Source organism: Providencia sp. R33 (assembly GCF_019343475.1).
Classification (GTDB): Bacteria; Pseudomonadota; Gammaproteobacteria; order Enterobacterales; family Enterobacteriaceae; genus Providencia.
Window position 1 is genome coordinate 3,399,553 of record NZ_CP072453.1, and the last position, 25,372, is coordinate 3,424,924.

General features: G+C 41.1%; 23 protein-coding genes. 7 read left to right on the forward strand and 16 right to left on the reverse strand.

Going from position 1 to position 25,372, the window contains the following annotated elements; all coding sequences use genetic code 11:
* Positions 1 to 45: 45 nt before the first annotated feature.
* The 4 genes from yigL to pldA form a co-directional block, all read right to left on the reverse strand.
* Positions 46 to 855, reverse strand: a complete 810-nt coding sequence (gene yigL / locus J6836_RS15910; protein WP_219244935.1) for a sugar/pyridoxal phosphate phosphatase YigL — start codon at positions 853 to 855, stop codon at positions 46 to 48.
* Between the two features lie 13 nt (positions 856 to 868).
* A complete protein-coding gene (gene pldB / locus J6836_RS15915; protein WP_219244936.1) occupies positions 869 to 1,864 on the reverse strand; it encodes a lysophospholipase L2 in 996 nt (331 codons plus the stop codon).
* Positions 1,865 to 1,883: 19 nt separating this feature from the next.
* Positions 1,884 to 3,710 (reverse strand): ATP-dependent DNA helicase RecQ, encoded by a 1,827-nt coding sequence (gene recQ / locus J6836_RS15920; RefSeq protein WP_219244937.1) that lies wholly within the window; start codon positions 3,708 to 3,710, stop codon positions 1,884 to 1,886.
* Positions 3,711 to 3,821: 111 nt separating this feature from the next.
* Positions 3,822 to 4,715 carry a phospholipase A gene (gene pldA, locus J6836_RS15925; RefSeq protein ID WP_219244938.1) on the reverse strand — a complete coding sequence of 298 codons (894 nt, stop codon included), beginning with the start codon at positions 4,713 to 4,715 and terminating at the stop codon, positions 3,822 to 3,824.
* 156 nt (positions 4,716 to 4,871) lie between these two features.
* On the opposite strand from pldA, the gene J6836_RS15930 reads away from it, so the two are divergent.
* The 4 genes from J6836_RS15930 to J6836_RS15945 all read left to right on the forward strand — a co-directional run bounded on the left by J6836_RS15930 (position 4,872) and on the right by J6836_RS15945 (position 10,635).
* Entirely contained in the window at positions 4,872 to 5,342 is a 471-nt protein-coding gene (locus tag J6836_RS15930; RefSeq protein ID WP_219244939.1) for a thioesterase family protein, read from the forward strand.
* Between the two features lie 170 nt (positions 5,343 to 5,512).
* Positions 5,513 to 6,406: an EamA family transporter RarD gene (gene rarD, locus J6836_RS15935; RefSeq protein WP_219244940.1), complete on the forward strand. Its 894-nt coding sequence runs from the start codon at positions 5,513 to 5,515 to the stop codon at positions 6,404 to 6,406.
* 1,050 nt (positions 6,407 to 7,456) lie between these two features.
* Positions 7,457 to 8,809: an APC family permease gene (locus J6836_RS15940; RefSeq protein WP_219244941.1), complete on the forward strand. Its 1,353-nt coding sequence runs from the start codon at positions 7,457 to 7,459 to the stop codon at positions 8,807 to 8,809.
* A 107-nt stretch (positions 8,810 to 8,916) separates the two neighbouring features.
* Positions 8,917 to 10,635: an amidohydrolase gene (locus J6836_RS15945; protein ID WP_219244942.1), complete on the forward strand. Its 1,719-nt coding sequence runs from the start codon at positions 8,917 to 8,919 to the stop codon at positions 10,633 to 10,635.
* 162 nt (positions 10,636 to 10,797) lie between these two features.
* On the opposite strand, the gene J6836_RS15950 is transcribed toward J6836_RS15945, so the two are convergent.
* Positions 10,798 to 10,941 carry a Hok/Gef family protein gene (locus tag J6836_RS15950; RefSeq protein WP_219244943.1) on the reverse strand — a complete coding sequence of 48 codons (144 nt, stop codon included), beginning with the start codon at positions 10,939 to 10,941 and terminating at the stop codon, positions 10,798 to 10,800.
* A 297-nt stretch (positions 10,942 to 11,238) separates the two neighbouring features.
* The gene (locus tag J6836_RS23365) at positions 11,239 to 11,415 is read right to left on the reverse strand and encodes a Hok/Gef family protein (protein WP_219244944.1); all 177 of its coding nucleotides are present in this window, start codon (positions 11,413 to 11,415) and stop codon (positions 11,239 to 11,241) included.
* Positions 11,416 to 11,934: 519 nt separating this feature from the next.
* On the opposite strand from J6836_RS23365, the gene J6836_RS15960 reads away from it, so the two are divergent.
* Both J6836_RS15960 and prfH read left to right on the forward strand, forming a co-directional pair.
* Entirely contained in the window at positions 11,935 to 13,068 is a 1,134-nt protein-coding gene (locus tag J6836_RS15960; RefSeq protein ID WP_219244945.1) for an RNA ligase RtcB family protein, read from the forward strand.
* A complete protein-coding gene (gene prfH / locus J6836_RS15965) occupies positions 13,068 to 13,679 on the forward strand; it encodes a peptide chain release factor H (protein ID WP_219249536.1) in 612 nt (203 codons plus the stop codon). The genes J6836_RS15960 and prfH overlap by 1 nt, the downstream gene beginning before the upstream one ends.
* A gap of 52 nt (positions 13,680 to 13,731) precedes the next feature.
* Here prfH and J6836_RS15970 read toward each other — a convergent pair whose 3' ends face one another.
* From J6836_RS15970 to lptM, 9 genes are all read right to left on the reverse strand, one after another.
* Positions 13,732 to 14,160: a hypothetical protein gene (locus tag J6836_RS15970; protein WP_219244946.1), complete on the reverse strand. Its 429-nt coding sequence runs from the start codon at positions 14,158 to 14,160 to the stop codon at positions 13,732 to 13,734.
* A 180-nt stretch (positions 14,161 to 14,340) separates the two neighbouring features.
* Positions 14,341 to 14,925 carry a 2OG-Fe(II) oxygenase gene (locus J6836_RS15975; protein WP_219244947.1) on the reverse strand — a complete coding sequence of 195 codons (585 nt, stop codon included), beginning with the start codon at positions 14,923 to 14,925 and terminating at the stop codon, positions 14,341 to 14,343.
* Positions 14,926 to 15,168: 243 nt separating this feature from the next.
* Positions 15,169 to 15,912 (reverse strand): hypothetical protein, encoded by a 744-nt coding sequence (locus J6836_RS15980; RefSeq protein WP_219244948.1) that lies wholly within the window; start codon positions 15,910 to 15,912, stop codon positions 15,169 to 15,171.
* Between the two features lie 152 nt (positions 15,913 to 16,064).
* Positions 16,065 to 18,227: a DNA helicase II gene (gene uvrD, locus J6836_RS15985; RefSeq protein ID WP_219244949.1), complete on the reverse strand. Its 2,163-nt coding sequence runs from the start codon at positions 18,225 to 18,227 to the stop codon at positions 16,065 to 16,067.
* 59 nt (positions 18,228 to 18,286) lie between these two features.
* On the reverse strand, positions 18,287 to 19,003 hold the full coding sequence (gene yigB / locus J6836_RS15990; RefSeq protein WP_219244950.1) for a 5-amino-6-(5-phospho-D-ribitylamino)uracil phosphatase YigB: 717 nt from the start codon (positions 19,001 to 19,003) through the stop codon (positions 18,287 to 18,289).
* Positions 19,003 to 19,932, reverse strand: coding sequence for a tyrosine recombinase XerC (gene xerC, locus J6836_RS15995; RefSeq protein WP_219244951.1), 930 nt, complete (start codon positions 19,930 to 19,932; stop codon positions 19,003 to 19,005). The genes yigB and xerC overlap by 1 nt, the downstream gene beginning before the upstream one ends.
* Positions 19,914 to 20,618, reverse strand: coding sequence for a DUF484 domain-containing protein (locus J6836_RS16000; RefSeq protein ID WP_219244952.1), 705 nt, complete (start codon positions 20,616 to 20,618; stop codon positions 19,914 to 19,916). The genes xerC and J6836_RS16000 overlap by 19 nt, the downstream gene beginning before the upstream one ends.
* Before the next feature lie 24 nt (positions 20,619 to 20,642).
* Positions 20,643 to 21,467, reverse strand: coding sequence for a diaminopimelate epimerase (dapF, locus tag J6836_RS16005; protein ID WP_219244953.1), 825 nt, complete (start codon positions 21,465 to 21,467; stop codon positions 20,643 to 20,645).
* 21 nt (positions 21,468 to 21,488) lie between these two features.
* Positions 21,489 to 21,671, reverse strand: coding sequence for an LPS translocon maturation chaperone LptM (gene lptM / locus J6836_RS16010; RefSeq protein WP_219244954.1), 183 nt, complete (start codon positions 21,669 to 21,671; stop codon positions 21,489 to 21,491).
* Between the two features lie 225 nt (positions 21,672 to 21,896).
* Between lptM and cyaY the strand changes: the two genes are divergently transcribed.
* Positions 21,897 to 22,214: an iron donor protein CyaY gene (cyaY, locus tag J6836_RS16015; RefSeq protein ID WP_219244955.1), complete on the forward strand. Its 318-nt coding sequence runs from the start codon at positions 21,897 to 21,899 to the stop codon at positions 22,212 to 22,214.
* 48 nt (positions 22,215 to 22,262) lie between these two features.
* Here cyaY and J6836_RS16020 read toward each other — a convergent pair whose 3' ends face one another.
* Positions 22,263 to 24,839: a class I adenylate cyclase gene (locus tag J6836_RS16020; protein ID WP_219244956.1), complete on the reverse strand. Its 2,577-nt coding sequence runs from the start codon at positions 24,837 to 24,839 to the stop codon at positions 22,263 to 22,265.
* Positions 24,840 to 25,372: the final 533 nt, after the last annotated feature.

Consider the following 25,372-nt stretch of genomic DNA (forward strand, 5'->3'; position numbering starts at 1 on the left):
AAACATTGAGTCTATCTGGCTTATTTATCACATAAAAATGGATTATTACTGATTAAGGTATTGATGCCTTAAATAACGCGCAACAGCGTCATCCGCATTTGAGCCAATTATTTCCATTTGTGGTAAGGCGTCTTTGAGCAACTGATGAGCATTTTGCATAATGCAGCCTTTTCCTGCGATGGTCAGCATTTCTTTGTCGTTCATGCCATCACCAAACGCAACACTGTCATTAGCCATCAAACCATGCAGCGCAGCGACTTGTTTGAGGGCTTCTCCCTTAGAAACCGCCCCTGCCATCACTTCTAAGCAGCTACGCAGTGAGAAAGTAACATTCACTCGGTCTTGCCAACGGTTTTGAATACGTTGTTGTAAATCCACCAACAGGTCATGATCTTCACTGGTAAAGTAGACTTTGCACACTTCAGATTTCACAAAATCATGACGGTCAAATAATTGATAATTAAAGACAGACTCTTTAAAAAACTCTTTTTGCTCAGGACTTTCACGGTTAATAAACCAATCATCACCATGATAGTAATTCGTGATAAGTTCTGGATTATCAAACTCCATCAGGCAAAGCTCATGGGCGATTTCAGGATCCACATTGTGCTCAAAAATTAAATCCCCTTGGGTATTATGGATCCTTGCCCCATTAGAGGTAATCATATAGGCATCAATGCCTAATCCATCACGAATTTGTGCAACATCCACATGATGACGACCCGTTGCAAACACAAAATGCACATTCTGCGTTGCGACAAGTTCTTTTAATGTGTCTTTGGTATAAGACGTTAAATCATGGTTGGGCGATAACAGTGTCCCATCCAAATCGGAAGCCACTAACGGATATTTCATATTCGAACCCTAACTAATACTGGTCAAAAAAATCACAGATAGCATTGAGCGCCATAGCTCTTAACGCATCCACTTCAAATAGGATTTCATGGTGAGCCCCTTCGATAATGAGGGGTAATTTTTCTTCTCGTCCTATTTGCGCTTTTTGCCGACTTTGACAAAAAGCTTGTAGCTCTTTATTGCTGACCACTTTTTCTTCACTTGCTTCTAACACCATCAGTGGTACATCAATTTCTCCCGCTTTCGCAATCAGCTCATCGCCAATCGCAAAACTTTCGCGTAACCAGTGGTATGTTGGGCCACCAAGTCGCAATTCTGGGTAATCTGCATAGTAACGCAAATAACGCCTATAACGCTCTGAACTATGGGTTAATACGTTGATTAAATAAGGTAAAGGCTGCCACTTACCCGTCGATGCTGCGTAATCATTACGTACGCTTTCACGTGACTCGGCTCTATCGACGATAAAGCTCGCCATCCAGCGTGGCATCGGCAAATTAATGCCAATCATTGGTGCGCACAGCGTTGCTGCATCAAAGGTCACATTATCACGCAGTAGGTAGCCCGCTAAAATCGCACTCCCCATTGAGTGGGCTAGTGCATAACATTTCGGATAGTGACGATACTTAACTTCTAATTCAATAAATTGTTCAAAATCATCAATATAGTCGGTAAATTTTTCGACATGACCTTTTTGGGGATCCGCTAACATGCGCCCCGATCGCCCTTGCCCGCGATGATCAAGAATAAAAACATCATAGCCTAAATGATAAAAATCATACGCTACTTCGGGGTATTTCACATAACTTTCGCTGCGGCCCGGTGAAATGACAATGGCTTTATGATGCTTTGGATGAATAAAACGAACATAATGAATAGAGATATCATCAACGCCCTGAAAACTCAGTTCTTCACGGCGCTGCCAAAAGTCTAAAAGTGGGCCATTGGCAAAAGCTGAAAACTGTGTTTCTCGAGTTAACCAGCGCTTTTTTAGGCTTTCAGGCGTCATCCTATTGTTCCTTATTTATTCATTCATAACCTTCAAGGTGGTCTCGGATGAGAGTCATAAATGACTCGCCAAAACGCTCAAGTTTGCGCTCACCAACGCCATTAATTAACAGTAATTCGGCGGATGTTGTCGGAACATGCTCTGCCATTTCAATTAATGTGGCATCATTAAACACCACAAATGGTGGGATGTTGTCCTCATCCGCTATCGATTTACGTAATTTTCGCAGTTTGGCAAACAGCTTCTTATCATAATTGCCATGGTAAACTTTGTTTTGTTGATTACGGCTTTTTGTGACTAAAACACGCGGTACGGCAAGCTGTAACGCAGATTCCCCACGTAAAATAGGCCTTGCCGCTTCCGTCAATTGCAGCGCGGAAAAATGAGTAATATTTTGGGTGATCATCCCTAAGTGGATCAATTGACGGATTACGCTTATCCAATGTTCATTACTTTGATCTTTACCAATACCGTAAACCGGTAATTTATCATGGCCTAAATCACGAATACGTTGGTTATTCGCCCCGCGCAATACTTCAACAATATAGCCGATACCAAAGCGCTGACCAACACGATAAATACAAGACAGCGCTTTTTGAGCATCAATTAACCCATCGTATTGTTTTGGGGGATCTAAACAAATATCGCAGTTCCCGCAAGGTTGCTGGCGATTTTCGCCAAAGTAATTGAGCAACACCAAGCGACGGCAAGTTTGTGCTTCAGCGAAGGCGGCAATCGCATTAAGTTTGTGCCGCTCAATATCCTGTTGCATGCCTGCGGGCTTTTCTTCAAGACAACGGCGCAGCCACGCCATATCTGCAGGGTCATAAAATAAAACCGCTTCGGCTTCAACGCCATCACGCCCTGCTCGCCCTGTTTCTTGGTAATAAGCTTCAATATTACGCGGGATATCAAAATGCGCGACAAAACGGACGTTTGATTTGTTGATCCCCATACCAAACGCGACGGTCGCGACCACAATTTGCAAGTTATCTTTCAAAAAAGCATCTTGCACCCACTCACGCTGTTGGCTATCGAGCCCTGCATGGTATGCCGCAACACTCAAACCGCGCTTTTGTAGGCGCTCTGCAGTCTCTTCCACCTTACTGCGGCTATTGCAATATACAATACCCGCTTTGCCTTTTTGGCCTTTAATAAAAAACCAAAGTTGGTCCAATGGCTTATATTTTTCGACGAGTGTGTAACGAATATTTGGCCTATCAAAACTACTCACATGGACGAGTGGGTCATGAAGTTCCAATAAACGGATGATATCGGTTCGTGTAGTTTCATCGGCCGTTGCTGTTAGCGCCATAACAGGCACATTGGGCAACGCTTGGCGCAGCTGCCCTAATGCACGATACTCTGGCCGAAAATCATGGCCCCATTGGGAAATACAATGAGCTTCATCCACCGCTAATAACGTGATGTCCCAACTTGAGAGCTGGTTAAGAAAATACTCAGTTAATAGCCGCTCAGGAGCAACATACAGCAATTTAATCTCACCATTACTGCATAGCTCCATGATTTGACGCTGTTCTAACGGTGTTTGTGATGAGTTTAAACACGCCGCATTCACACCATGCAAACGCAATTGGTCAACTTGGTCTTTCATCAAAGAAATGAGCGGAGAAACCACCAACGTCACACCTTGCTTCACCAGTGCAGGTACTTGGTAGCACAAGGATTTTCCGCCGCCTGTTGGCATTAATACTAAACAGTCTCGGTTATCTAAAATAGCCCCGATGACCGCATCTTGGCCGGGACGAAATGACTGATAACCAAACGTGCTATTCAGTACGTTTTCAGCCAGTGAAAGTTGGTTAATGACACAAGCAGTGGACACAAACTTCCTCAATCTCTAAAACAAGTCGCTGCCCATTTGAGCAGCGAAATTGTTGATTTATGACACGGCAATTTCGCCTTGTCAGATAATATCGGGGCGATGGCGTCTAAACTACATCATATCGTTTAGCATAACACCAATACCAAAACGTGTTTGGCGATAATTGTAGTCTATCATTGACTCGCCATAACCGCTAAACAACTGGGTATAAAATCGCACATGTTGGCTAATTGGATAACTCCAACCTAACTCTGCTCCGCCATAACCCGTATTCCAATTATAGCGACCCGTGGTGGTAAAAACACTGTCTCCCAATGCATAACCAACTTTTACGCGATAATACCCCATGTATTTTGTGATATCCGAGTTATCATCGCTGCCTTCGCTTTCATGAATGCGATACCACGGTTTGAGGTCAACCTGCCAATTGCCATTTTGCGCCATGGCCCGTGCATAAATACGGTTCCAGCTGCGAGATGTTGGGTCAGAGCGACCATTTGATTCATGGTTAAACCCTGTTTCAAACTCACGTAAAGTCCAACCCGCAAATTGATAATCCGTTAGCCAGCCAACAAATACTTGGGGCTCGTAATTGGTTTCTCGAAAAGGAGAGGATTCTTTTTTATTGCTAAGCTGCCACCAAGAGCGCTGGGTATACGAAACCGCTAAAATAGAATCATCCCCAGCGATACCCGCCCAAAGTGGAAACGCCAAGCTTAATTGGAATTTAACTTCATCCTTTAACGCATCATCCCCCCAGTTATAACTGGAAATCGCGTTTTTATTCATCGAGGAAGTATAGGTATAAATAATGTAATTAGATTCGTAAGGATACAAAACAAATGGATTATCGTAATTTTGCAATAAGCCAGAAATAATACTGCCACGAATTGGCGTATTATCTTTTATATTCTGTTCGGTTTGAACACCTGTATTTTCAGTGGCAAACAGTGAAGCAGACCAAAAGCAGAGCACTGCACTTATCAACATCGGTAAAGCGCGCATTAGTCATTCCTATTTTCATCATCGTAAAAATAAAATTTGTCCTATTTTACACACAAAACGCGACCACTGTTGAAAGATTATTCATATGTTTGTTAGAGACATATTTAAAACATAATGTTAACTTTCTATTTACATATTATTTAAGGGATGAAACCAATGAATGACCGTACTTATACTTTAGAAGAAGCCAGTAAATTAATGAGCCACGCATTTATCTATAAAATGCCTTTTAATCAGCTACTCGGCATTAAACTCGCTCACATTAATGACGATTTTGTTCAACTCACCATTGAAAACCGCCAAGAATTAATCGGCAATTTTACACAAAATATCCTTCACGGTGGCGTGATTGCCTCTATTTTGGATGTCGCCGGTGGCATGGTGTGCATTAACCGCATTTTACAGCGCATTACCCCCCTCACTCATACTGAAATTGTCGATAAAATGTCACGAATGGGCACCATTGATTTACGTGTCGATTATTTGCGTCCAGGTCGTGGAGAGCTATTTACAGCGAGTGCAAGCTTACTGCGAGATGGTAATAAGATTGCCGTCACACGTTGTGAACTACATAATGAAAATAATCAACATATTGCAACAGCAACAGCGACTTATCTCGTAGGATAAACCATTCTTGTAAATAATTAGTTACCTAGTAAACTAATAGCTTGTAAAAAAACATGAGCAATGTCACATTAGAAGCATCAAAAATCGAGCCGCATGATCTGCATAATCTACGGCTCGTTATCTCTGTATAAGTTTCTTTATTTGTCTTTAATTCAATTTCAGAGCCAACAATGAGCCAGCAAAATACTACCAAAGGCGTATTATGTGCCTTAGGCGCCTATTTTATTTGGGGTGTCGCACCCATTTATTTTAAAAGCATCCAAGAAGTGCCCGCAGAAGAAATCCTGACTCATCGTATTATTTGGTCATTTTTCTTTATGCTTTTGTTATTAACGGTGACGCGTCACTGGAGCTATTTACGCCAAATTCTCAAACAGCCCAAGAAAATATTAATTTTAGGTGTTACCGCAACGACAATTGCCTGTAACTGGCTAATCTATATTTGGGCTGTTAATAATGGCCATATGCTACAAGCCAGCCTCGGTTATTTTATCAACCCACTCGTTAACGTCTTATTTGGGATGCTATTTCTACAAGAACGTTTTCGCCGCATGCAATGGGTAGCCGTAGGCCTTGCTTTAACTGGCGTCTTAATCCAACTATGGCAATTCGGTTCTGTCCCTGTGATTGGCTTAAGCCTTGCAGTGACTTTCGCGACGTACGGGTTATTACGTAAAAAACTGGGAGTGGATGCCCAAATTGGAATGACCTTTGAAACACTTTGGTTGCTCCCTGTCGGCATTATTTTCCTATTATTCTTTGCAGATAGTCCAACTAGCAACATGGCAATGAATGATTGGCATCTTAACGCATTATTAATTGCTGCTGGGGTCATTACTACTGTGCCATTACTGCTATTTACAGAAGCGGCTAACCATTTAAGACTATCCACACTCGGTTTCTTCCAATACATGGGACCAAGTATTATGTTCTTATTGGCCGTCTTTATGTATGGTGAAGTCATAACTTCTGAACTGCTAATCACCTTTGGGTTTATCTGGGTTGCATTAATTTTATTTACATTAGATGCATTATACACTCAACAAAAACTGAGAAAGAAATAACGCTTATTGTATTCTTGTGTCTCAAATAGCCGTTAATTAGCCTTAAGTTCAAACACCAGCGTCTATTTTATATTTAAAGTAGCGTTGGTGTTTCATTATATGGAACCAAAACAATTAATTTCATTAATGAAAAACTCACTAATTCAATTTTTAATGCTCTATGCGTTTTATTTTAAATAACTTTAAATTAAATAGATTAATTATCATTAAGCATTTTTGTTTATATTCCATTATTTAAAATAAAAAAGCAAAATCAATAGGTTAGAAAAGGTCAATCAAGCTTGATTTTCTTCTAAAAATGACTATCATTTAACTTATCTTAAATTCACTTCAACTAATATCTCATCCACTAAACAACTTATTGAAATAAAAGTAGTTGTTTATTTTTTTCAATTAATGATTGCTTAATAGGAACTTGGTAATTATATTGTACGCCGCTTGTATTCACCCCAGCGGATGGTGATGGTCCGATTCATCACTGACGTTTCATTAAAGTGCGCACGATGACATTCAATTTAAGATGTCCTGGTGCGAGGTTTTCTGAAATTGAATACAGTCGGTTCTAAAATTTAATTTAATACAATCATGTAGCGGTAAGACTCTAAATAATTCGAAAACACAACTAGGCGGCAAGCAAGAGAGTCGCTGGGAGCATACAAAAGTATGCGACTAGTGCGAACGCGCAAAGCCAACAACGTGGCAATTCGAAATATGACGAGTATGACTCTAAATAATTCGAAAACACAACTAGGCGGCAAGCAAGAGAATCGCTAGGCGCAGACAAAAGTATGTGACTAGTGCGAACGCGCAAAGCCAACAACGTGGCAATTCGAAATATGACGAGTATGACTCTAAATAATTCGAAAACACAACTAGGCGGCAAGCAAGAGAGTCGCTGGGAGCATACAAAAGTATGCGACTAGTGCGAACGCGCAAAGCCAACAACGTTGTGATTCGAAGTATGACGAGTACGGCTGCATTTTAGGTTCGCTCCGCCTGTGCATTCAGACAGAGTTGACGTTGTTAAGGGCTTTTGGGAAGGGCTTCAAAATGCAACAGAATACCGTTCAAATGAAACGTGTACTGACCACTCCTGCGTTAGTTTTTTTCGGGTTGGCTTATATGGTGCCACTCGGGATTTTCACCACCTATGGGCAAGTCACTGTATTAAGTGAAGGGCATTTGCCTGTCGCTTATTTAATTACATTAGCTGCCGTCTTTTTCACTGCCATGAGCTATTGCCGCATGACTAGCGCGCTCCCACTTTCGGGGTCGGCTTACTCTTACGTGCAAAAAACCTTTGGCGGCACACTGGGCTTTTTAGTGGGTTGGGCACAATTGCTCGACTATCTATTCCTACCGATTATCAACTACATTGCTATTGGGATCTTCGTCCATGAAGCTTTTCCTGATATTCCAATGTATGTGATTATTTGTAGCACCATCACGATTGTTAGCATCATGAATATTTTGGGAATTAAATTAGTTTCCTCAATGAATATGCTAATCATCCTGATGCAAATTATCTTTATTGGTGTATTTTTATACTTAAGTTTTAAAACATCATTTGTATTGGATACTGATGCTTTATTAGCGCCGATTACCGTTATGGCAGATCAAGTCCCAGGGCTGTTTGCTGGTGCAGCGGTATTATGCTTAGCATTCTTAGGTTTTGACGCCATTTCAACTATGGCTGAAGAAACTAAAGATGCACGCAACGCACTACCAAAAGCGATTTTATACACCGTATTTATCGCAGGTACCTTATTTGTCGTTATTTCTTATGGCGCACATTTAGTGTACCCAATGTGGCAAGATTTTATTCCGAACACGGATATTGCTAGCCTTGCGGTTATGAAACAAGTTGGCGGTGCGATGATGGCATCCAGCTTTATTACCGCTTATGTTATTGGTGTGTTTGCTTCAGCCATGACATCACAAGCCAGTATCGTGCGGATTTTCTATGCCATGGGCCGTGAAGGTGTGTTACCTCGTTCGCTGTTTGCTTATTTGCACCCACGACTGAATACACCGATTTACTCAATTATCTTTGTTGCGGTTGCGTCTTTGTTGTCACTGGTGCTGTCTTTAAGCATGGTCGCATCGATGATCAGCTTTGGTGCACTTATCGCCTTCACCTTTGTGAACCTATCGGTCATTAAGCATTTTTATATTGACCGTAAAGCGTCATTAGATAATACAAAAGTTATTACTTGCCTTATTATGCCTTCTATTGGTGTTGTTCTTACCTTATGGTTGTGGACAAGCCTTGATAGCGAAGCCTTTAAGGTCGGTTTATGGTGGTTAGCAGCAGGTGCCGTTTATTTGGCATTGCTAACCCATGGCTTTACTCGTCGTCCACCTGCAATTTCTGACGATGAGACTGAGATGATTATTAACTAATCATTCAAAGCCTAATAAATGATTACGGGGAAAGCATTAGCCTTCCCCGTTGTTTTTTTAGCTCTGGCTCTTCTCAAGCGCCACTGATACAGACGGTTTGGTTTACAATGAATAATCAATTTGCTGACGTTATTTATTTTAACGGTTATATCTATACTGCAGATACTCAAGACCGCGTCGTTGATGCGATTGCTGTTCGTGATGGCTATGTCTTAGCCACAGGTACGTCTGATGAACTTCATCAATACGTTGGGCCAGAAACAGAAAGTATCGACTTAGAAGGCAAAATGATGATGCCTGGCATCATTGATGGCCATATGCACCCTTTTTGGGGTGGAATTCAATTATTCGGCTGCCATTTAAACTATGAATCACTGACCATTAATCAAATTCTCGAACGTGTACAAGATCACTTAGATAAAGACCCACGTACTGGTGAAAATGATTGGTTAAAAGTCACGGCTTGGTTGCGCCAAGGCATGATCCCCGCAGGTATTGATATGTACCGCGAAGACATGGACAAACTGAATACCAAACGCCCTGTCGTGCTCTTTTCAAACGATTGCCACACACTGCTTGCCAATAGCCGTGCTCTTGAGCTTTTCGGTATTACTAAAGATACCCCTGAGCCACCAGATGGTAAAATTGGTAAATATGAAAATGGTGAACTTAACGGTATTTTAGAAGATGCTCCTGCGATGCGCGCTGCTGATAGCATCCCTTCTATTCGTGACGATCAAGCGATTGAAGTTGCTGAACTAGTGCAAAAAGTGCTTAACCAGCAAGGTGTTACCATGGTGATGGACGCCCGTGTTTCTGAGCAACAACTCGAAGCATTTGCACAATTACAACAACGCGGTGACCTCACAATTCGTTTCCAAGCGGCTCGCGAAATCACACCAGACGAAACCCCTAATGTGGCATCTGTTGCTGCGGCGGTTGATAAAGCGGTTGCATTCGCTAAAAAGTGGCACCAAGCTGATTGGGTTCCAACACCGGGTATCGGTTTAAATAATATTAAGATGTTTGTTGATGGTGTGATGCAATTCCCAACCATGACAGCGTCATTATTACAGCCTTATCGCATTAACCAAGGCACCGATGATGCGCCAAATTGGGTTGAGACCGACAACTATGGCGACCTCTATTTCACCGCTGAAATCCTAGACGAGCTAATGGAAAAAATTGCAGCGGCAGGCTATGACCCACACTTGCATACCGTTGGTGAAGGCGCAGTTTCTATTGTTTTAGATGCCATCGAAAAAATGCGTACGGCTCACCCTGAAAAAGATATTCGCCCAGGTTTAGCGCACAACGAACTTGTTCATGCGGATGATTACGCACGCTTTGCACGTTTAAAAACCATTGCTTGCTTGTCTTTCCAGTGGGCTGCACCAACGCCTGAGCTGGCTGCATTCGAGAAAAATATGCTAGGTGAAACGCGTTTTGAGCAATTAGAGCCAATCGCTAAATTTGTTGATGCTGGTGCAGTTGTCGCATTTGGTAGCGACTGGCCTATCGATGACTTTGATGAGTGGTATGACTTAAAAGTGGCAGCAACACGCCGAGGCCGTGATATTAATGGCCAACAAGCACCACGACTAGATAATGACCGTGACCTGACCGTGACTGAAGTTCTTCGCAGCGCAACGATTGACTCTGCTTATGCACAGCATCGAGAAGACGTTCTTGGTTCATTAGAAGCAGGTAAATTCGCTGATATGATTGTGTTGGATCGTAATGTATTTGAAATCCCTGCGGACGATATTGAAAATGTAAAAGTACTACGTACAATTATTGGTGGAAAAACAGTTCATATTGCTTAGTCAGCTCTTTATTTAATAATTTAAAATAAAGTAATTAAACAAAACAAACACCCCAAAGATTAAATCAAATCTTGGGGTGTTTTTAATTGAGTGCTTAATGCCAAAACCTAACACAATTAAAAAGAGAAATTACGAGGGAATTAACGCCCTCGTAATACAACATTATTCTTCGTAAGAAAATATTGTCTGAACAACCGTATTCCCATGACTAATCACGACATAACATAACCTATCGCGTATTAATAACGAAACACCTAACACGGTAATACACGCCGATACAAACGCAATCACTGCGAACTTGCTCATTTCCCTTGACCTCTTAATTGTTAAGAGGCACAATCCTAACTGTCTAGGTTTGGATCGGGCCTCGTTGGTGAATAATAACTAACGGGGCTTTTTCATTTCTGATCCAAAATAAGTGACTTGAACCAGAAAGGCTCAAGCACCCAATTGCAGAGTAGCAAAGCTTTATATTTTACGCACGCGACAATATTAAAATAACATTATTTTTTAACTTTGATTTCTAATTATAATTCCGCCATTAATTAAAGATAAAATAGTTTGGGTGCTTGATACCACAAACCAAACAATTAAAAAGAGAAATTACGAGGGGATTAACCCCCTCGTAATACAACATAATTCTTCGTAAGAAAATATTGTCTGAACAACTGTATTCCCATGACTAATCACGACATAACATAACCTGTCGCGTATTAATAACGAAACACCTAACACGGTAATACACGCCGATACAAACGCAATCACTGCGAACTTGCTCATTTCCCTTGACCTCTTAATTGTTAAGAGGCACAATCCTAACTGCTCAGTTTTGGATCAGGCCTCGTTGGTGAATAATAACTAACGGGGCTTTTTCATTTCTGATCCAAAATAAGTGACTTGAACCAGAAAGGCTCAAGCACCCAACCAAAGAGTAGCAAAGTTTTATATTTGACGCACGTTTTACCTCATAAAAATGCTTATTAAAAACGCTTTATTTAGATATTATTAGAAAAATAATTAAATAGGATTTAAAATAAAAATCTATTTTTAAACCGTTATTTAAACTCTTAAATTTAAGAAAAAGACTAAAATTTTCATTAAAAAAAATAACACTTGCAAACAAAAATACATCCAGCTAATATCCGCTGCGTTTTCTATCCAATAACAAACTGCAAGGAGGTTTATCATGACAACAACTAATCAAACTCTTTGCGGGCATACTCAATACTAGGTTTCCTCTCTATTCAGTTTTGCCTGCTAATTCACCTTATTTTTTAATTAGAAATGAGTTAATGACTTATGGGCAATACTTTTCATTCTGTGAGCGAACACGTCAGTTATATCGCCACGGAAACAACTTGGATTGAAAGTAAAGCAATCCAACAATTACAAACTACTGCAAACCTACCCAATATGGTATCCGTCGTTGGTATGCCAGATCTCCACCCTGGTCGTGGATACCCAATTGGTGCAGCATTTTTTTCCACCAAACGGTTCTATCCCGCCCTTGTCGGAAATGATATTGGCTGCGGAATGAGTTTGTTTCAAACGAATATTAAAAAATCAAAAGTTAATCTTGATAAGCTCGAAAAACAACTTTCTGAGATGCCGGACCATGCCTCATTAACATGGCTTAATGAACATGTTCCTAATAACATGAAATCACATGATTTTATGGCATCACTAAGTTCTATTGGCGGTGGTAACCATTTTGCTGAATTTCAATCAATCGATGAAATATTACAGCCTGAATTATTTGCTAAAAGCGGTCTAAATAAACAACAATTACTGTTGCTTGTTCACAGTGGATCTCGTGGTTTAGGTCAATCTATCTTACGTCAGCATGTGGAGCGCCACAGTCATAATGGGCTTTGTGAAGGCTCTGATGATGCAAAAGAATACCTACATGCGCATCAAAATGCGCTTAATTTTGCGCAAATAAATCGTCGCTTGATTGGTTTACGTATGTTGCAGCAAGTTAAAGCTGCCGGGGAGCTGAGCTTAGATATTAATCATAATTTAGTCGAGCCTTGCAATATCAATGGCATTGATGGCTGGCTTCATCGCAAAGGTGCCACACCTTCTGACCGTGGCTTTGTGATTATCCCTGGCTCACGAGGTGATTACAGCTACTTGGTATCACCTCAACCAAATGACGTTTGTCTAAATTCCCTTGCTCACGGAGCGGGTCGCAAGTGGATGAGAACTGAGTGTAAAGGGCGATTGTCACATCGTTACACGCCGCTTCAATTATCTCGAACAGCATTAGGTAGCCGTGTTATCTGTGCAAACAAACAATTGATTTACGAAGAAGCCCCGCAATCTTATAAGTCTATTGATACTGTGATTGAAAGTATGGTGAATATTGGTGTTATTCAGGTCGTGGCTCGGCTAAAACCTGTTATCACCTACAAAACCAGTGGAGAATGTTAATTATGTTATTACAATTTTCCTCTGCACAAGGCCCTGAAGAATGCTGTATTGCTGTTGAAAAAGCACTAGCCTGTTTTTTACAAGAGGCAACAAATCTTCGTGTCACCATTGATATTCTAGAGTCATTCCCATCCAAACATGGATTAAAATCTGCCTTGCTTTCTCTTGAAGGAGAGCATGCAGAGCAGCTAGTCCAAACTTGGTGTGGGACAGTGCAATGGCAGTGCCCGAGCCCTTTACGCCCTCGCCATAAACGAAAAAATTGGTTTATGAGTGTGATCCGTTTTTCAGCGATCCAACCTATTGAAGAAAGTGAAATCGAATTTGAATTCACTAAAGCTCAAGGCGCAGGAGGGCAGCATGTGAATAAAACCTCATCTGCGGTCAGAGCAAGGCATGTGGCAACGGGGATCACTGTAAAAGTTCAATCTGAACGTAGCCAACATGCAAACAAAAAATTGGCTAAACAATTGATACAATGGAAGCTTAATGAACATCAATCACAACAATTAAATGTATTGGATAAGCAACGTCACCATTCTCATTACCAAATTGAAAGGGGTAATGCCGCTATTATATTTTCAGGTAAAGAGTTTAAACGGTTGATATAATATAAAAATTAGTCACCCTTGATTTATAGGGTGGCTAACTGGCTGATCTTAATTATGGCTGATACAGCATCGGGAAAGCCTCCATTGATTGCCCCGCAATATGGCACTCTTTACCGCCCAACATGGATTTATCTTGTAATGGAAAACTGGCTATTTGCTCTCTTAGTACAGCATCATTGCTGGATTTCTGAATAAAGTCTTCTTTCATTAATTCATGTTTAAAGTCACAAGGTGTGTGATAAATTAATTCAAAAGCTGACTCAATTTCGTCTATTTTTTTATTCACTGCGTCGAGCGTCACTTGGTAATCTTTATTTTCTGATTCAAGATAGTTAATTAAATTGGTGTCTTTATTATCTGAATCAATTTCATCTTTTATTTGCTTTTTATTAAATTCAATGTATTCCTCAAGCTCTTTTCGATATTGTTTTTCTTCATTTAAAATATTTAAATATTCATCTCTATTAAAAAATAAATTCATAACTTAATCCACCCTTATTATTTTAATTTAAATTAATGATAAATTAGTCACCATTTATAACCGTATGCAGATGACAAAATTAAAATAGCCAAATAATTTCGAAATTCAACATCTATTTTATTACATGATGAACAGTTAGCTGCCTGCCTCCTTTCAGAGGCGGCATCGAGGGGGTAAACGCTAGAGAATTTTTTCGGTTAAAAACCAACCGGCTATGCTTTCACGTTTTTGTTCTGTAGGTAGAACTTCATGAGGGAATTCTTCTGACATAAAAAAGATCATTCTTCCTGCCAAAGGTTCCAGTTTAAACAGATGATTATCTTTTTTATCAAAAACAACAAGCTCTCCACCATCACCTAACTTCCATGACTCATTCATATATAAAACCGTTGTGATCTTGCGACGACCAACACCTCTCGGGTTATCAACGTGTTTTTTATAAAATCCACCATTCGGGTAACGGCAAAAGTGTGTTTCAAAATCACGCAAACCTAAAAATAACTGGTAATTCAGTGCTTGGCGTATTTCCTCCATTTTATCCATATAAAGGGCAATGGGTACCCCCATTTCAGGTTCTAGCCATACAGTTTGGTCACCCCGAATCGCTCTATTGCCCTGCAATGAATCTCGATGACCGATACGGGCATCTTGCAGTGTGTTTGGTATGCAGTGTTTTATCTCTTGAATATCTGATGAGATCAGAAAATCGTCCCACACATACCAACCCTGTGTGGAGAGTGAATCAATAAGTGTATTAATTGACATGATGTATATTAGGAAGGTTATTCGGTAAAACTTTATACGGCAAGAAAATTAAAAAATAAAATTAAAAACTTAAATCTTGATGATTAGCTGATTAAATCAAACTTAAAGACTAAGCAATTTGAATCGATATGAAAATTTTACTTCTAAAAACAATATGTTCTTAGAAAACCATAAATATTGAATGAAGAGAGACCCTATTCGCAGGCCTCTCTACTTTTAAATCAATTGATTAATAATATGGCGTTACCAGACTCTTGCTTGTGCCGTTCTATGCATAGACAAACCAAGGTTACCTGTTTGTTGGTAACTTCTGGCGAATTGCTCAGATGTTGCAAAAGTCGTTCCTTCCCGAAGTACCTCAAAGCCAGAACCATAATCTGCAAGAACCGAGGTTGGGTCATACAACTCGTTGTTAAGATCCAAGCTAGTTTGAACTTTAGAAAGAGTGGTATTGAGGTGATTTTTATTTATATCATTGATCAGTATTTCTGACTCGCATTGTAGACTTGCTATATTTTCTTCAATATTATTATACTCTTTAAGCAAATTCAGTAGATCCGCATTGGCTTTCGAGCTCTTTCTTAAATAAAATGTTTTAGTCTTTTTCATTGGCGCATGCCAAGAGTCAATATTGTTAATTTGTCTCCCAAGCGACCTAGCATAGGCTAAGTTTTCCCCCATACTGTAATCAGTATAATTTTCTGTATTTATGTTTAACACTTTATCGTTTAAATTTGAATAATTTTCCTTTATATAATTATCTTTGTTTTCACTATTCCCCTCTACATTAACCTTTAGTAACTCCAGTGACTTCTTAAATGCTGACTTCCCCCTAAACTTCTCCCCTTCTATATCGTTAATATTAAATTCTATTGCTTTTATTAATGACCTAGCAATTTCATTTCTGTTTATTAATAATGCATCCATTTTCGTGGAATTTAATTTTAACTCATCTAAAACTCTATTAATATTATCTGTATTTTCCATATACATTCCTTTATAAATAAAAATTAATTAACGCTAAAAAAGAGTAAATTGAAAAGTAGAAAATAACAAATTTTTATTTATTATGGTTTTTTATTAAATAATAATAGGCTCATATAAAAACACCGCCAATCGGCGGTGTTAAGAGAACAAATCTATAAGGTTTCTAACCTTGCATAAGAAGCTACCAACCACTTAATGCCTTGCCCTTGAAACGCAATTTGTAAGCGGCAATGCTCACCACTTCCCTCAAGGTTAATAATCGTGCCTTCACCAAATTTTGGGTGCATCACTCGCTGGCCTAAAGCATAGCCGGAATCATTTTGACTGATGGGCGTGCCAAGGCGCTGATGGCTAACAGGCCGTGAAACCGTGGCGCGTAAGCGAACCTCTTCCACACATTCCGTTGGTAGTTCACCAATAAACCGCGAAGGCCGATGGTAAACTTCTTTACCATATAAACGGCGGCTTTCTGCATAAGTGATGGTAAGCTTTTCCATTGCTCGAGTGATACCGACGTAAGCTAAGCGGCGCTCTTCTTCTAAACGGCCACTTTCATCCATTGACATCTGACTTGGGAACATCCCTTCTTCCATGCCCACAATAAAGACCACTGGAAATTCCAAGCCTTTAGCGGAGTGTAGCGTCATTAATTGAACGGCATCTTGGCTAACATCTGCTTGGCCTTCGCCAGACTCAAGGGCTGCATGGGATAAAAAAGCCTGCAATGGCATGAGATCTTGGTCTTCTTCTTGATAACTGAAGTCACGAGTCGCATTGACGAGTTCCTCTAAGTTTTCAATTCGAGCCTGCGCTTTTTCACCTTTTTCTTGTTCATACATTGCACGCAGGCCAGAGTCATTAATCACTCTATCTGCCTGAACATGTAGTGGCATTTCTTGGGTTTCTTTCGCGAGCGCATCAATCAGTTCTAAAAAGCGTTCGATGGATGCTGCTGCACGCCCACCCAAGACTTGCTCGCGAAGTAAGTACTCACAACTTTCCCATAATGTTAATTGCTGGTCACGTGCTGTTTGGCGAACAGTGTCTAACGTACGCTCACCAATCCCACGTGTCGGTGTGTTGACCACTCGCTCAAACGAGGCATCATCATTGCGATTTGCAATCAGCCTTAAATAGGAAAGTGCATCTTTGATTTCTTGACGTTCAAAAAAGCGCTGCCCGCCATAAATACGATATGGCATCGCGCTTTGAATTAGTGCCTCTTCAAGTACACGAGACTGCGCATTGCTACGGTATAACATGGCACAATCTTGTAAAGCACCGCCATTTTCCTGCCACTGCTTGATGCGCCCAACCACATAGCGAGCTTCATCTAATTCATTAAATGCACAATACAGCGAAATCGGTTCGCCATCTCCGCCTTCCGTCCATAAGTTTTTCCCTAAGCGGTCGCTATTATTGGCAATTAACGTATTCGCAGCTTTTAGAATATTGTTGGTTGAACGGTAGTTTTGTTCAAGGCGGATAGTTTCTGCGCCAGGAAAATCATTGAGGAAACGCTGAATATTTTCAACTTGCGCACCACGCCAACCATAAATCGATTGGTCATCGTCCCCAACTATCATGACTTTGCCTGTTTCACCCGCCAACACGCGGATCCATGCATATTGGATGCTATTTGTATCCTGGAATTCATCCACTAGAATATTGGTGAAACGTTCGCGGTAATGTTGCAACACATGAGGTTTATTCAGCCATAACTCGTGAGCACGCAGTAGCAATTCAGCAAAGTCCACCAGCCCAGCGCGATCGCACGCTTCTTGGTAAGCTTGGTAGACTTTTAACCACGTTGCCTCTACAGGGTTACCATAACTTTCAATATGTTGTGGACGAAGCCCTTCATCTTTTTTACCATTGATGTACCACATACCTTGGCGCGGTGGCCATTGTTTTTCATCAAGGTTCATGGCTTTAAGTAACCGACGAATTAAGCGGTATTGGTCGTCACTATCTAAAATTTGGAAATCTTGCGGCAGGTTGGCATCCATGTAGTGTTGACGCAACAAGCGGTGTGCCAAACCATGGAATGTGCCAATCCACATGCCACCTTCGCTACTGCCAATCAATTGATTGATTCGATGACGCATTTCAGCCGCAGCTTTGTTGGTAAAGGTCACTGCCATAATCGAAAATGGCGAGGCATTCTCAACGGACATCAACCATGCAATTCGGTGCACCAATACACGCGTTTTCCCACTTCCAGCTCCCGCAAGAACAAGTAAATTGGTACGCGGGGCAGCAACCGCTTCGCGCTGTTTGTCGTTTAGACCTTCGAGCAGATAAGAGACGTCCATAGTTACCATCAAAGCAAAACAGTGGCAAATACCACTGTGTTTTTATACATGAAAAATGATTATACCAATGATAAGAGAGATTCCAACTGGGAAATTTCAACGTGCGGCAATAAGCGTACGTCTTTTTCTTCCATCAGTGTTTTTTGGCTTGGGTTTATCCAGCAGGCTTGCATACCGCTATTAATCGCACCTTCGACATCGGTGAGCAAGTTATCTCCCACATGTAAAATAAATTGTGGTTCGATATTTAAGCGCTGCGCGGCTAGTCGGTACATATCGCAAAAAGGCTTCGAGCGCCCATCCGGACCCGCTTTTAAAACAAACTGGAAATAATCCCCCAAACCACACGCGTCAGGCTGCGCATTACCATTAGTAATCGCCACTAATGGCACTTTTTCAGCAAGCTGAAGTAAAGTTTTGTGTGTTGATTCAGGAATATCGATTTGGTTACGCCAATAGGTGAAATGCGCCATGACATCATCCGCACCCTTTTCAGCATCTTCCCGCGAATAGCCATGATGGCAAAACATCATTTTTGATGAAAGCCAGCGCCAACGTGAAATATCATGAAAAATTTCAGGTTCTTGCTCTTCCACTAAACGGCGAAAAGCATACAAATCATCATTACTAAAATGATTGAATTGCGGGTCATATTCACGCACAAAACGTAAAACTTCCTCTTCCGTTTTATCAATAACAGGGTGGTTATCGTAAAGCGTGTCATCCAAATCAAACGTAATCGCTTTAATTGGCGATAGCGGGCGGTAAAAATGCATTAAGGTTTCTCCCTCTTTGCTCTCGGATGAGCCACATCATAAACGTTTGCTAAGTGCTGAAAATCTAGGTGCGTATAGATTTGTGTTGTTGATAAATTCGCATGGCCTAAAAGTTCCTGCACTCCACGTAAATTCCCACTTGATTCAAGGATATGTGTCGCAAAAGAGTGGCGTAATTTGTGTGGGTTAATATGGCTGTTAACCCCTTGTTTGATGCCCCATTGTTCAAACCGTTTTTGAACATTTCGATTCGAAATTCGCTTGCCACTTTGCGTTGAAATAAATACAGCATCATCTTCAGGTTCATACAATTCGCGCATTTCTAACCAGCGCTGCAACCAGCTCACCGCCGTTTTCCCCAATGGGATTTTGCGTTCTTTACTACCTTTACCCATTACCTTGACTTCACCCATTGCTAAATCAAGATGACGGACATTTAACCCGACCAGTTCTGACAAACGTAGACCTGCACCGTACATCACTTCCAACATAGTTCTATCACGAACAACCAGTGGATCGCCGCTGTCCATATTCAGAAGCTGGGAAACTTCATCCACATCCATGTTCTTTGGTAGGCGTTTTTTGGCCTTCGGTGCTTGAATCGCCTTGGCTGGGTTTGCTGGTAGTTCACCTTGGTGAACCATCCAATCACAAAAACTTCTTAAGGATGAAAGACGTAGCGCCATACTGGCTGCTTGAAGCCCTGACTTTCGGCTCTTTACCGCAATATTGCGAACTAGCGTAGTATCAAGCTTTTGCCATTCATCCATTTTCATTGAAACCAGCATTTCAACAATCACACTGAGCTGGCGACGGTAATTTGTGATAGTGACGGGACTTAACCGACGCTCAACACGTAAATAACGCAAGAATGCTTCAACTTGGATCATCAGCCCATCAGGCTGAGTATCTACAGGCGTTCTATCCATTGGCTTAATAACCTCGGAAGAATTTGAGCGACTTTTTCTAACATCACGGTGCCCATCCCATATTGGTAATGTTCACGGGAGCGACTGGTAAAAATCACCATACCTGATTCACCATGGTGACCAAATAATGAAATTGCCACGGATCCCACATTCAATGCTTCCGGCAACAGTAACTGAATTTCAGGGCCATTTAAGCGCCCAAGATAATTCTGTCTTTCACCAAACCGTTGAATTCTCACGGGTTCAAAAACACGACGGGAAATCACTAATTGGTGTGCATCAAGAGGTGCTGACAAGCGCCAACTATCACTAAATAGACGAACAGATGCACCTGACAAGCCGAGATTTTTCGCCCAGCGGTTCAGTACTTGCAGCATTTCTTGTAAGCTTTTTGATGATGACATTTCAATCACCAGCAGTAATAACTCATCAAAAAGCTCCACATTTTCATGCGCTTGCTCAACCATAAAACGGATATCTTGCTCAAGTTCTTTAATTTTTATCCGTTGGCGGCTCATCAATAACTCAGGTAAGGAAACCGCCCCGTTCACCACATGAGGAACGTTTATTTGCTCAACAAGCGCTGGATGGCGCAGAAAAAAATAAGGATTTTCCTTTAAGTACTGCACCACGTCATTTTCATCCATTTGATGAATCTGCTTGGATGCTTTTTCAGTTTTATCCATACTATCCTCTTTGCCCTTTCAAGATTATATCTGGATCACTCCATCATAAACGTGTGCCGCAGGCCCCGTCATATAGAGAGGTGTTCCAGGCCCATCCCAAGAAATAGCAAGGGAACCGCCGGGTAAATCCACACGAACCCGCTTAGCTAATAAACCTTGAGAAATCCCAACAGCAACGGCGGCACATGCACCACTACCACACGCTTGAGTTTCCCCCGCACCGCGCTCATAAACACGCAAACGAATATGCTCTGCGCTAACAATTTCCATAAAACCAATATTAGCACGTTCAGGAAAACGCTCATGACTTTCAAGCGCAGGGCCTAATATTTCCACTTCCGCAGTATGGATACTTTCCACTTGGATAACACAATGCGGGTTACCCATTGAAACGACACCACACAACACTGTACGTTCTTGTGCACGGATAATATAGGTTTTTTCTTCCTTAACAGCGCGAAATGGGACTCTCTGCGGCTCAAAATCAGGTTCACCCATATTCACGCTGACATCATCATTTTCATTAATGGTTAATGTCATGCGACCTGATTGAGTGCTCACTTTAATTTTTTGCTTATTGGTTAAACCTTTGAGGCGAACAAAACGTGCAAAACAACGCGCCCCATTACCACATTGGGAAACCTCACTACCATCCGCATTAAAAATACGATAGTGAAAATCAAGATCTGGGTCATAAGGCGCTTCAACCAACAAAAGTTGGTCAAAACCAACCCCAGTATGTCTATCGGCTAAGCGACAAATCATTTCTGGGGAGAAATACACATTTTGGGTTACTCCATCAACCACCATGAAGTCATTGCCTAAGCCATGCATTTTAGAGAATTGCATTTCACGCTCCATAGTGGCAACTTACTGATTAGTTGCTTGAGCAGGCTCTTTTGCTGAGCTGCTTGGTGCAGTAGGTTGCACATCAGATGCTTGCGCCGATGCAGCATTCTCTTCTGGTGGAAAATAAAGAGGGCCTTTTAAACCACAGCCAGAAAGGGTAAATAAAACAACAAGTGCGCTAAGCCCAACTAAACTTTTTTTCATTCTTCTTCGCCTGTAATACTTACTTTTAACATCTGATATTTTTACACAATAACAGGACTGAACCCGCAAATCACGTCTGTTTATCAAGCATGTTGGCATTATATACTTTAGGCTAAATTTAATCTGAAAATTTTAAAGGCTTCCCTCCTCTCGCATTCCCCCCTATAATTTTCATTAACTATAATAATTTCAATCAACTAATCGTGAGCAAACAGGAACTTAACCGTGAATGACAGCGAATTTCATCAGCTAGCGGAAACGCTGCTTAGCGCAATTGAAGAGCATTTAGATAATTATGATGGTGATGCCGATATTGATTGTGAGATTAATGGCGGTGTGATGACCTTGAGCTTTGAAGATGGCAGCAAGATCATTATCAATAAACAAGAAGCTTTTCACCAAATGTGGTTAGCCACCAAACAAGGTGGGTATCACTATGACTATCAAGATGGAAATTGGATTTGTGACCGTTCAGGTCATGAGTTTAAAACAAAATTGGCAGAAGCCATCGCGTTTCAAAGCCAAGAACCATTTTCTTTCTAAGAAACATAACGCCGCAGGCAGGCCAAAAACCTGCTCGCGATGAAGAAATCAATAATAATGCGCTTGTTGCTGCCCTTGTGGCATTAAGCGCATGTCATGTCCAATTTCATCACTTTCATCTTCGGCACCAAACGGCCATGTCGCGCCAGAAAACGCCACCACTTGGTTTTTACCCTCTTGATTAATAATTTGGTAAAACTGAGGTAAGTTAAAATTAATGAAATTAGCACCATAAGTGAAACGGTCATGGGAAGAGGAGTAGAATTTACTCACATCACGCACTAAATCTTCTTTCGAGCCTTCACAGTGGGAATAGATTTCGACACGGTTAGCTTCATCTAAGACATAGATATTAAAACCGGTATTGTCTGGGGTGTTTTCAAAGAAAAACTGCACAATACCTTCACTTGCATAGCCATCAACGACCGCAGGTAAGTGATTATCGCTTTTTGCTTGCAGTTTGACTGGCCAACCGTGCAATTTGTTATGGGAAATTGCCCCATAGAATTCAACTGCATTTTCAAGTTTTTGTACTGAGACGTTTAGGCGTTCAAAGAACAGCCCCCACGTTTGGCCTGCAATACGTAATGCTTTGAAACGCCCTGGGTCATTGCGATTACTGGATAAACGCAGCTCAACACACTCGGAAACCAACTGTTGCACACGGGTACGAATCAAACCACGTAAGTGCTCACTATAACAAAAGACTTCAACTGCTTCTGGCGGTGCTGCATCTTGGTGCATTTTACCTAAGATGGTTTTTAATGCCTCTAACATGCATTGCTCGCCGCTGAAATGCAGGGTTCTCACCTCATTCCATGAATTGCGGTACAATAAGTCAATGCTGCCAATAAGGCATTGTTGTGACTCGCCAAAGCTAAAAATATCCAGCTTTCTGAAATCCACGTGCACCACTTGTTCAGAATAAACCTGAGTCGGGTCTTTTTCTAAGTTAACAATAATGGCAAGGTGGCGAATTTCACATGGGCTATACAGCGCTTTTGGTGTGGGTGCAGGCAAACGAATTGGGAAATGGTTAGAAACGTCATGCATTAACTCAAGCAGTTTTCGCTCATCACACTGAGATTGCCCATTGTGCATATACACTTGCGTATTTTCAGTCAGTAATCCGTTAAAATACGCCCATGCAACCAACTTATTCAAATAGCGGTTATATTCAAGGGGTTGATGACCAATAATCGCGTCAATATTTGGGGCTTGGTTATACAGATACCAACCACTGCGATTAGCACGTCCCGCAGGGACATAGATAAAGGTTAAATGTGATTCACTTAAATCAGGAGAAATCTGTGGATTCACTAAGGTCACTTTACCCGGTAAGGCTTCAAAAGCCGCGTATAACTTACGTGTTAATACCCCAATATCTTGTGGGCTTGCACTAACACTTAAATTATTTCGACGCGCAAAACGAATAAGGTTTCGATAGCTTTGCATCATCGTGTCGAGTAATTCATTATGCGCTTCACGAACACGTTCAATTTTCCATTGATTACGTGAATCAAGCAACGCTAAACGTTCCGCACTCCATCCCCATGACTCAACGAGTTGAGATAGCACATCGCGACGCCAACCAGAACATGTATTACCATCATCTTCGGAGAGTTTTTCACAGACTTTGAGGTAAAAACAGCGGCGGATCAGATCAAGGCGAGTGGAGTCATTGATTTCGGTGAGATAGCGCGTAACGCGGTCTAACATCAAACAGTATGAATCTAAACCGTAACTCACGATTTCGCCTGCATGTAGATGGCGTTTAAATTCCATTGCTAGCAATTTACCGTGTGGGTAATCCCATGAATAAGACTCAAGTAGAATGCTTTTCAAAACAGCTTTATAAGGTGAGTCGACACTTTTATATAGCTGCCATAAGCTAGCGCCAAAGTATTCGGCGGCAGACAGCTCACCTAAGCCACCTAAGTCGAGCCACTCGTTAGGCGTCAATACACCTTGTGCATATAACCCCATAACGTATTCATCGTAATGCTGTTCTTCTTCAACAGGCACCATCGTCCACAGCAACCGTTTTCCCGCCATACGCACTGCGGTACGATAAAACTCATCTAATAACAGAATGTGCTGCGTTGAGCCGCAATTTTCCCCACCAATATGCCCACTGGCATGGTGACGAAAACGATTTTCATCGATTAAAAAGATGGTGACATCAATGCCTAAAGACGCTGCCCACTGCTCAATTAACGTACATTTTTTTTGCAAAAAGCGTTTTTCTTCGTGATCGAGCCATGATGGATGACAAACCCACACATCAATATCAGAACAGTGGCTTTGTCCAACAGAAGAGGTACTGCCCATTGAATAAATTCCAGTGATAGGTAATTCACCATTTGCACTCGAATCTATAGGTAAGAAGCGTTCAAATTGCCCTAGCCATTTCATTTGCTCTGAATCTGGGGAGAAAAAACACACACCATGAGGGACGCTACCTTCGATAAAACCAGGCATCATAGGATGATGATAATGAAACAAGACTGGCAGCAAGCTATAAACCTGTGAAAAGGTTTCGCTCATAGACGCCGTCGCGCGCTCTAACCGTAATTGGTTTATCGCATCAAGTCTTTGCTTTAAGGTTTCAATATAGAGATACAAAGGTTACGCCTGACTGTAATGAATGTAATACAAATCTGGAAATTTCCCAGCACCCAACAGATAGAGATAGATTTAAAAAAGTTTTCAAATGAATTGTTGGAAACGTGATCAATTTAACACCTTGGAGCAAAAGGGTAAAGTAGATCACATAATTTTATACGCTTATTTTTGATACAAAATGCTTTTCAACATATTGTATAAAAAGACTTTTTATTTTTTAACTCAGTAGAATATCCCTTGTTTTTCAATGGAATAATATCACTCATAGGAATTGTTTAACAAAATGACAATTCAAAAAGATATTAAGTACAATACGCACAGCGCCTGTGCTTGCACGCTTCAACACAAATTTATGTAAATCCCTCCCCTCACAATGGTGTAAATAGCACGATAAGCTAAAGAAATAACTCAATTGCTATCTTAGGTCATCATCTTTTGAATTACTTTCCTGCATCATGGTCGCAAATATAAACCTGTTACAAATAATCTAGATGGCGATTTAGTGCCCAACTGGAAAAAAAATCCTTAACATG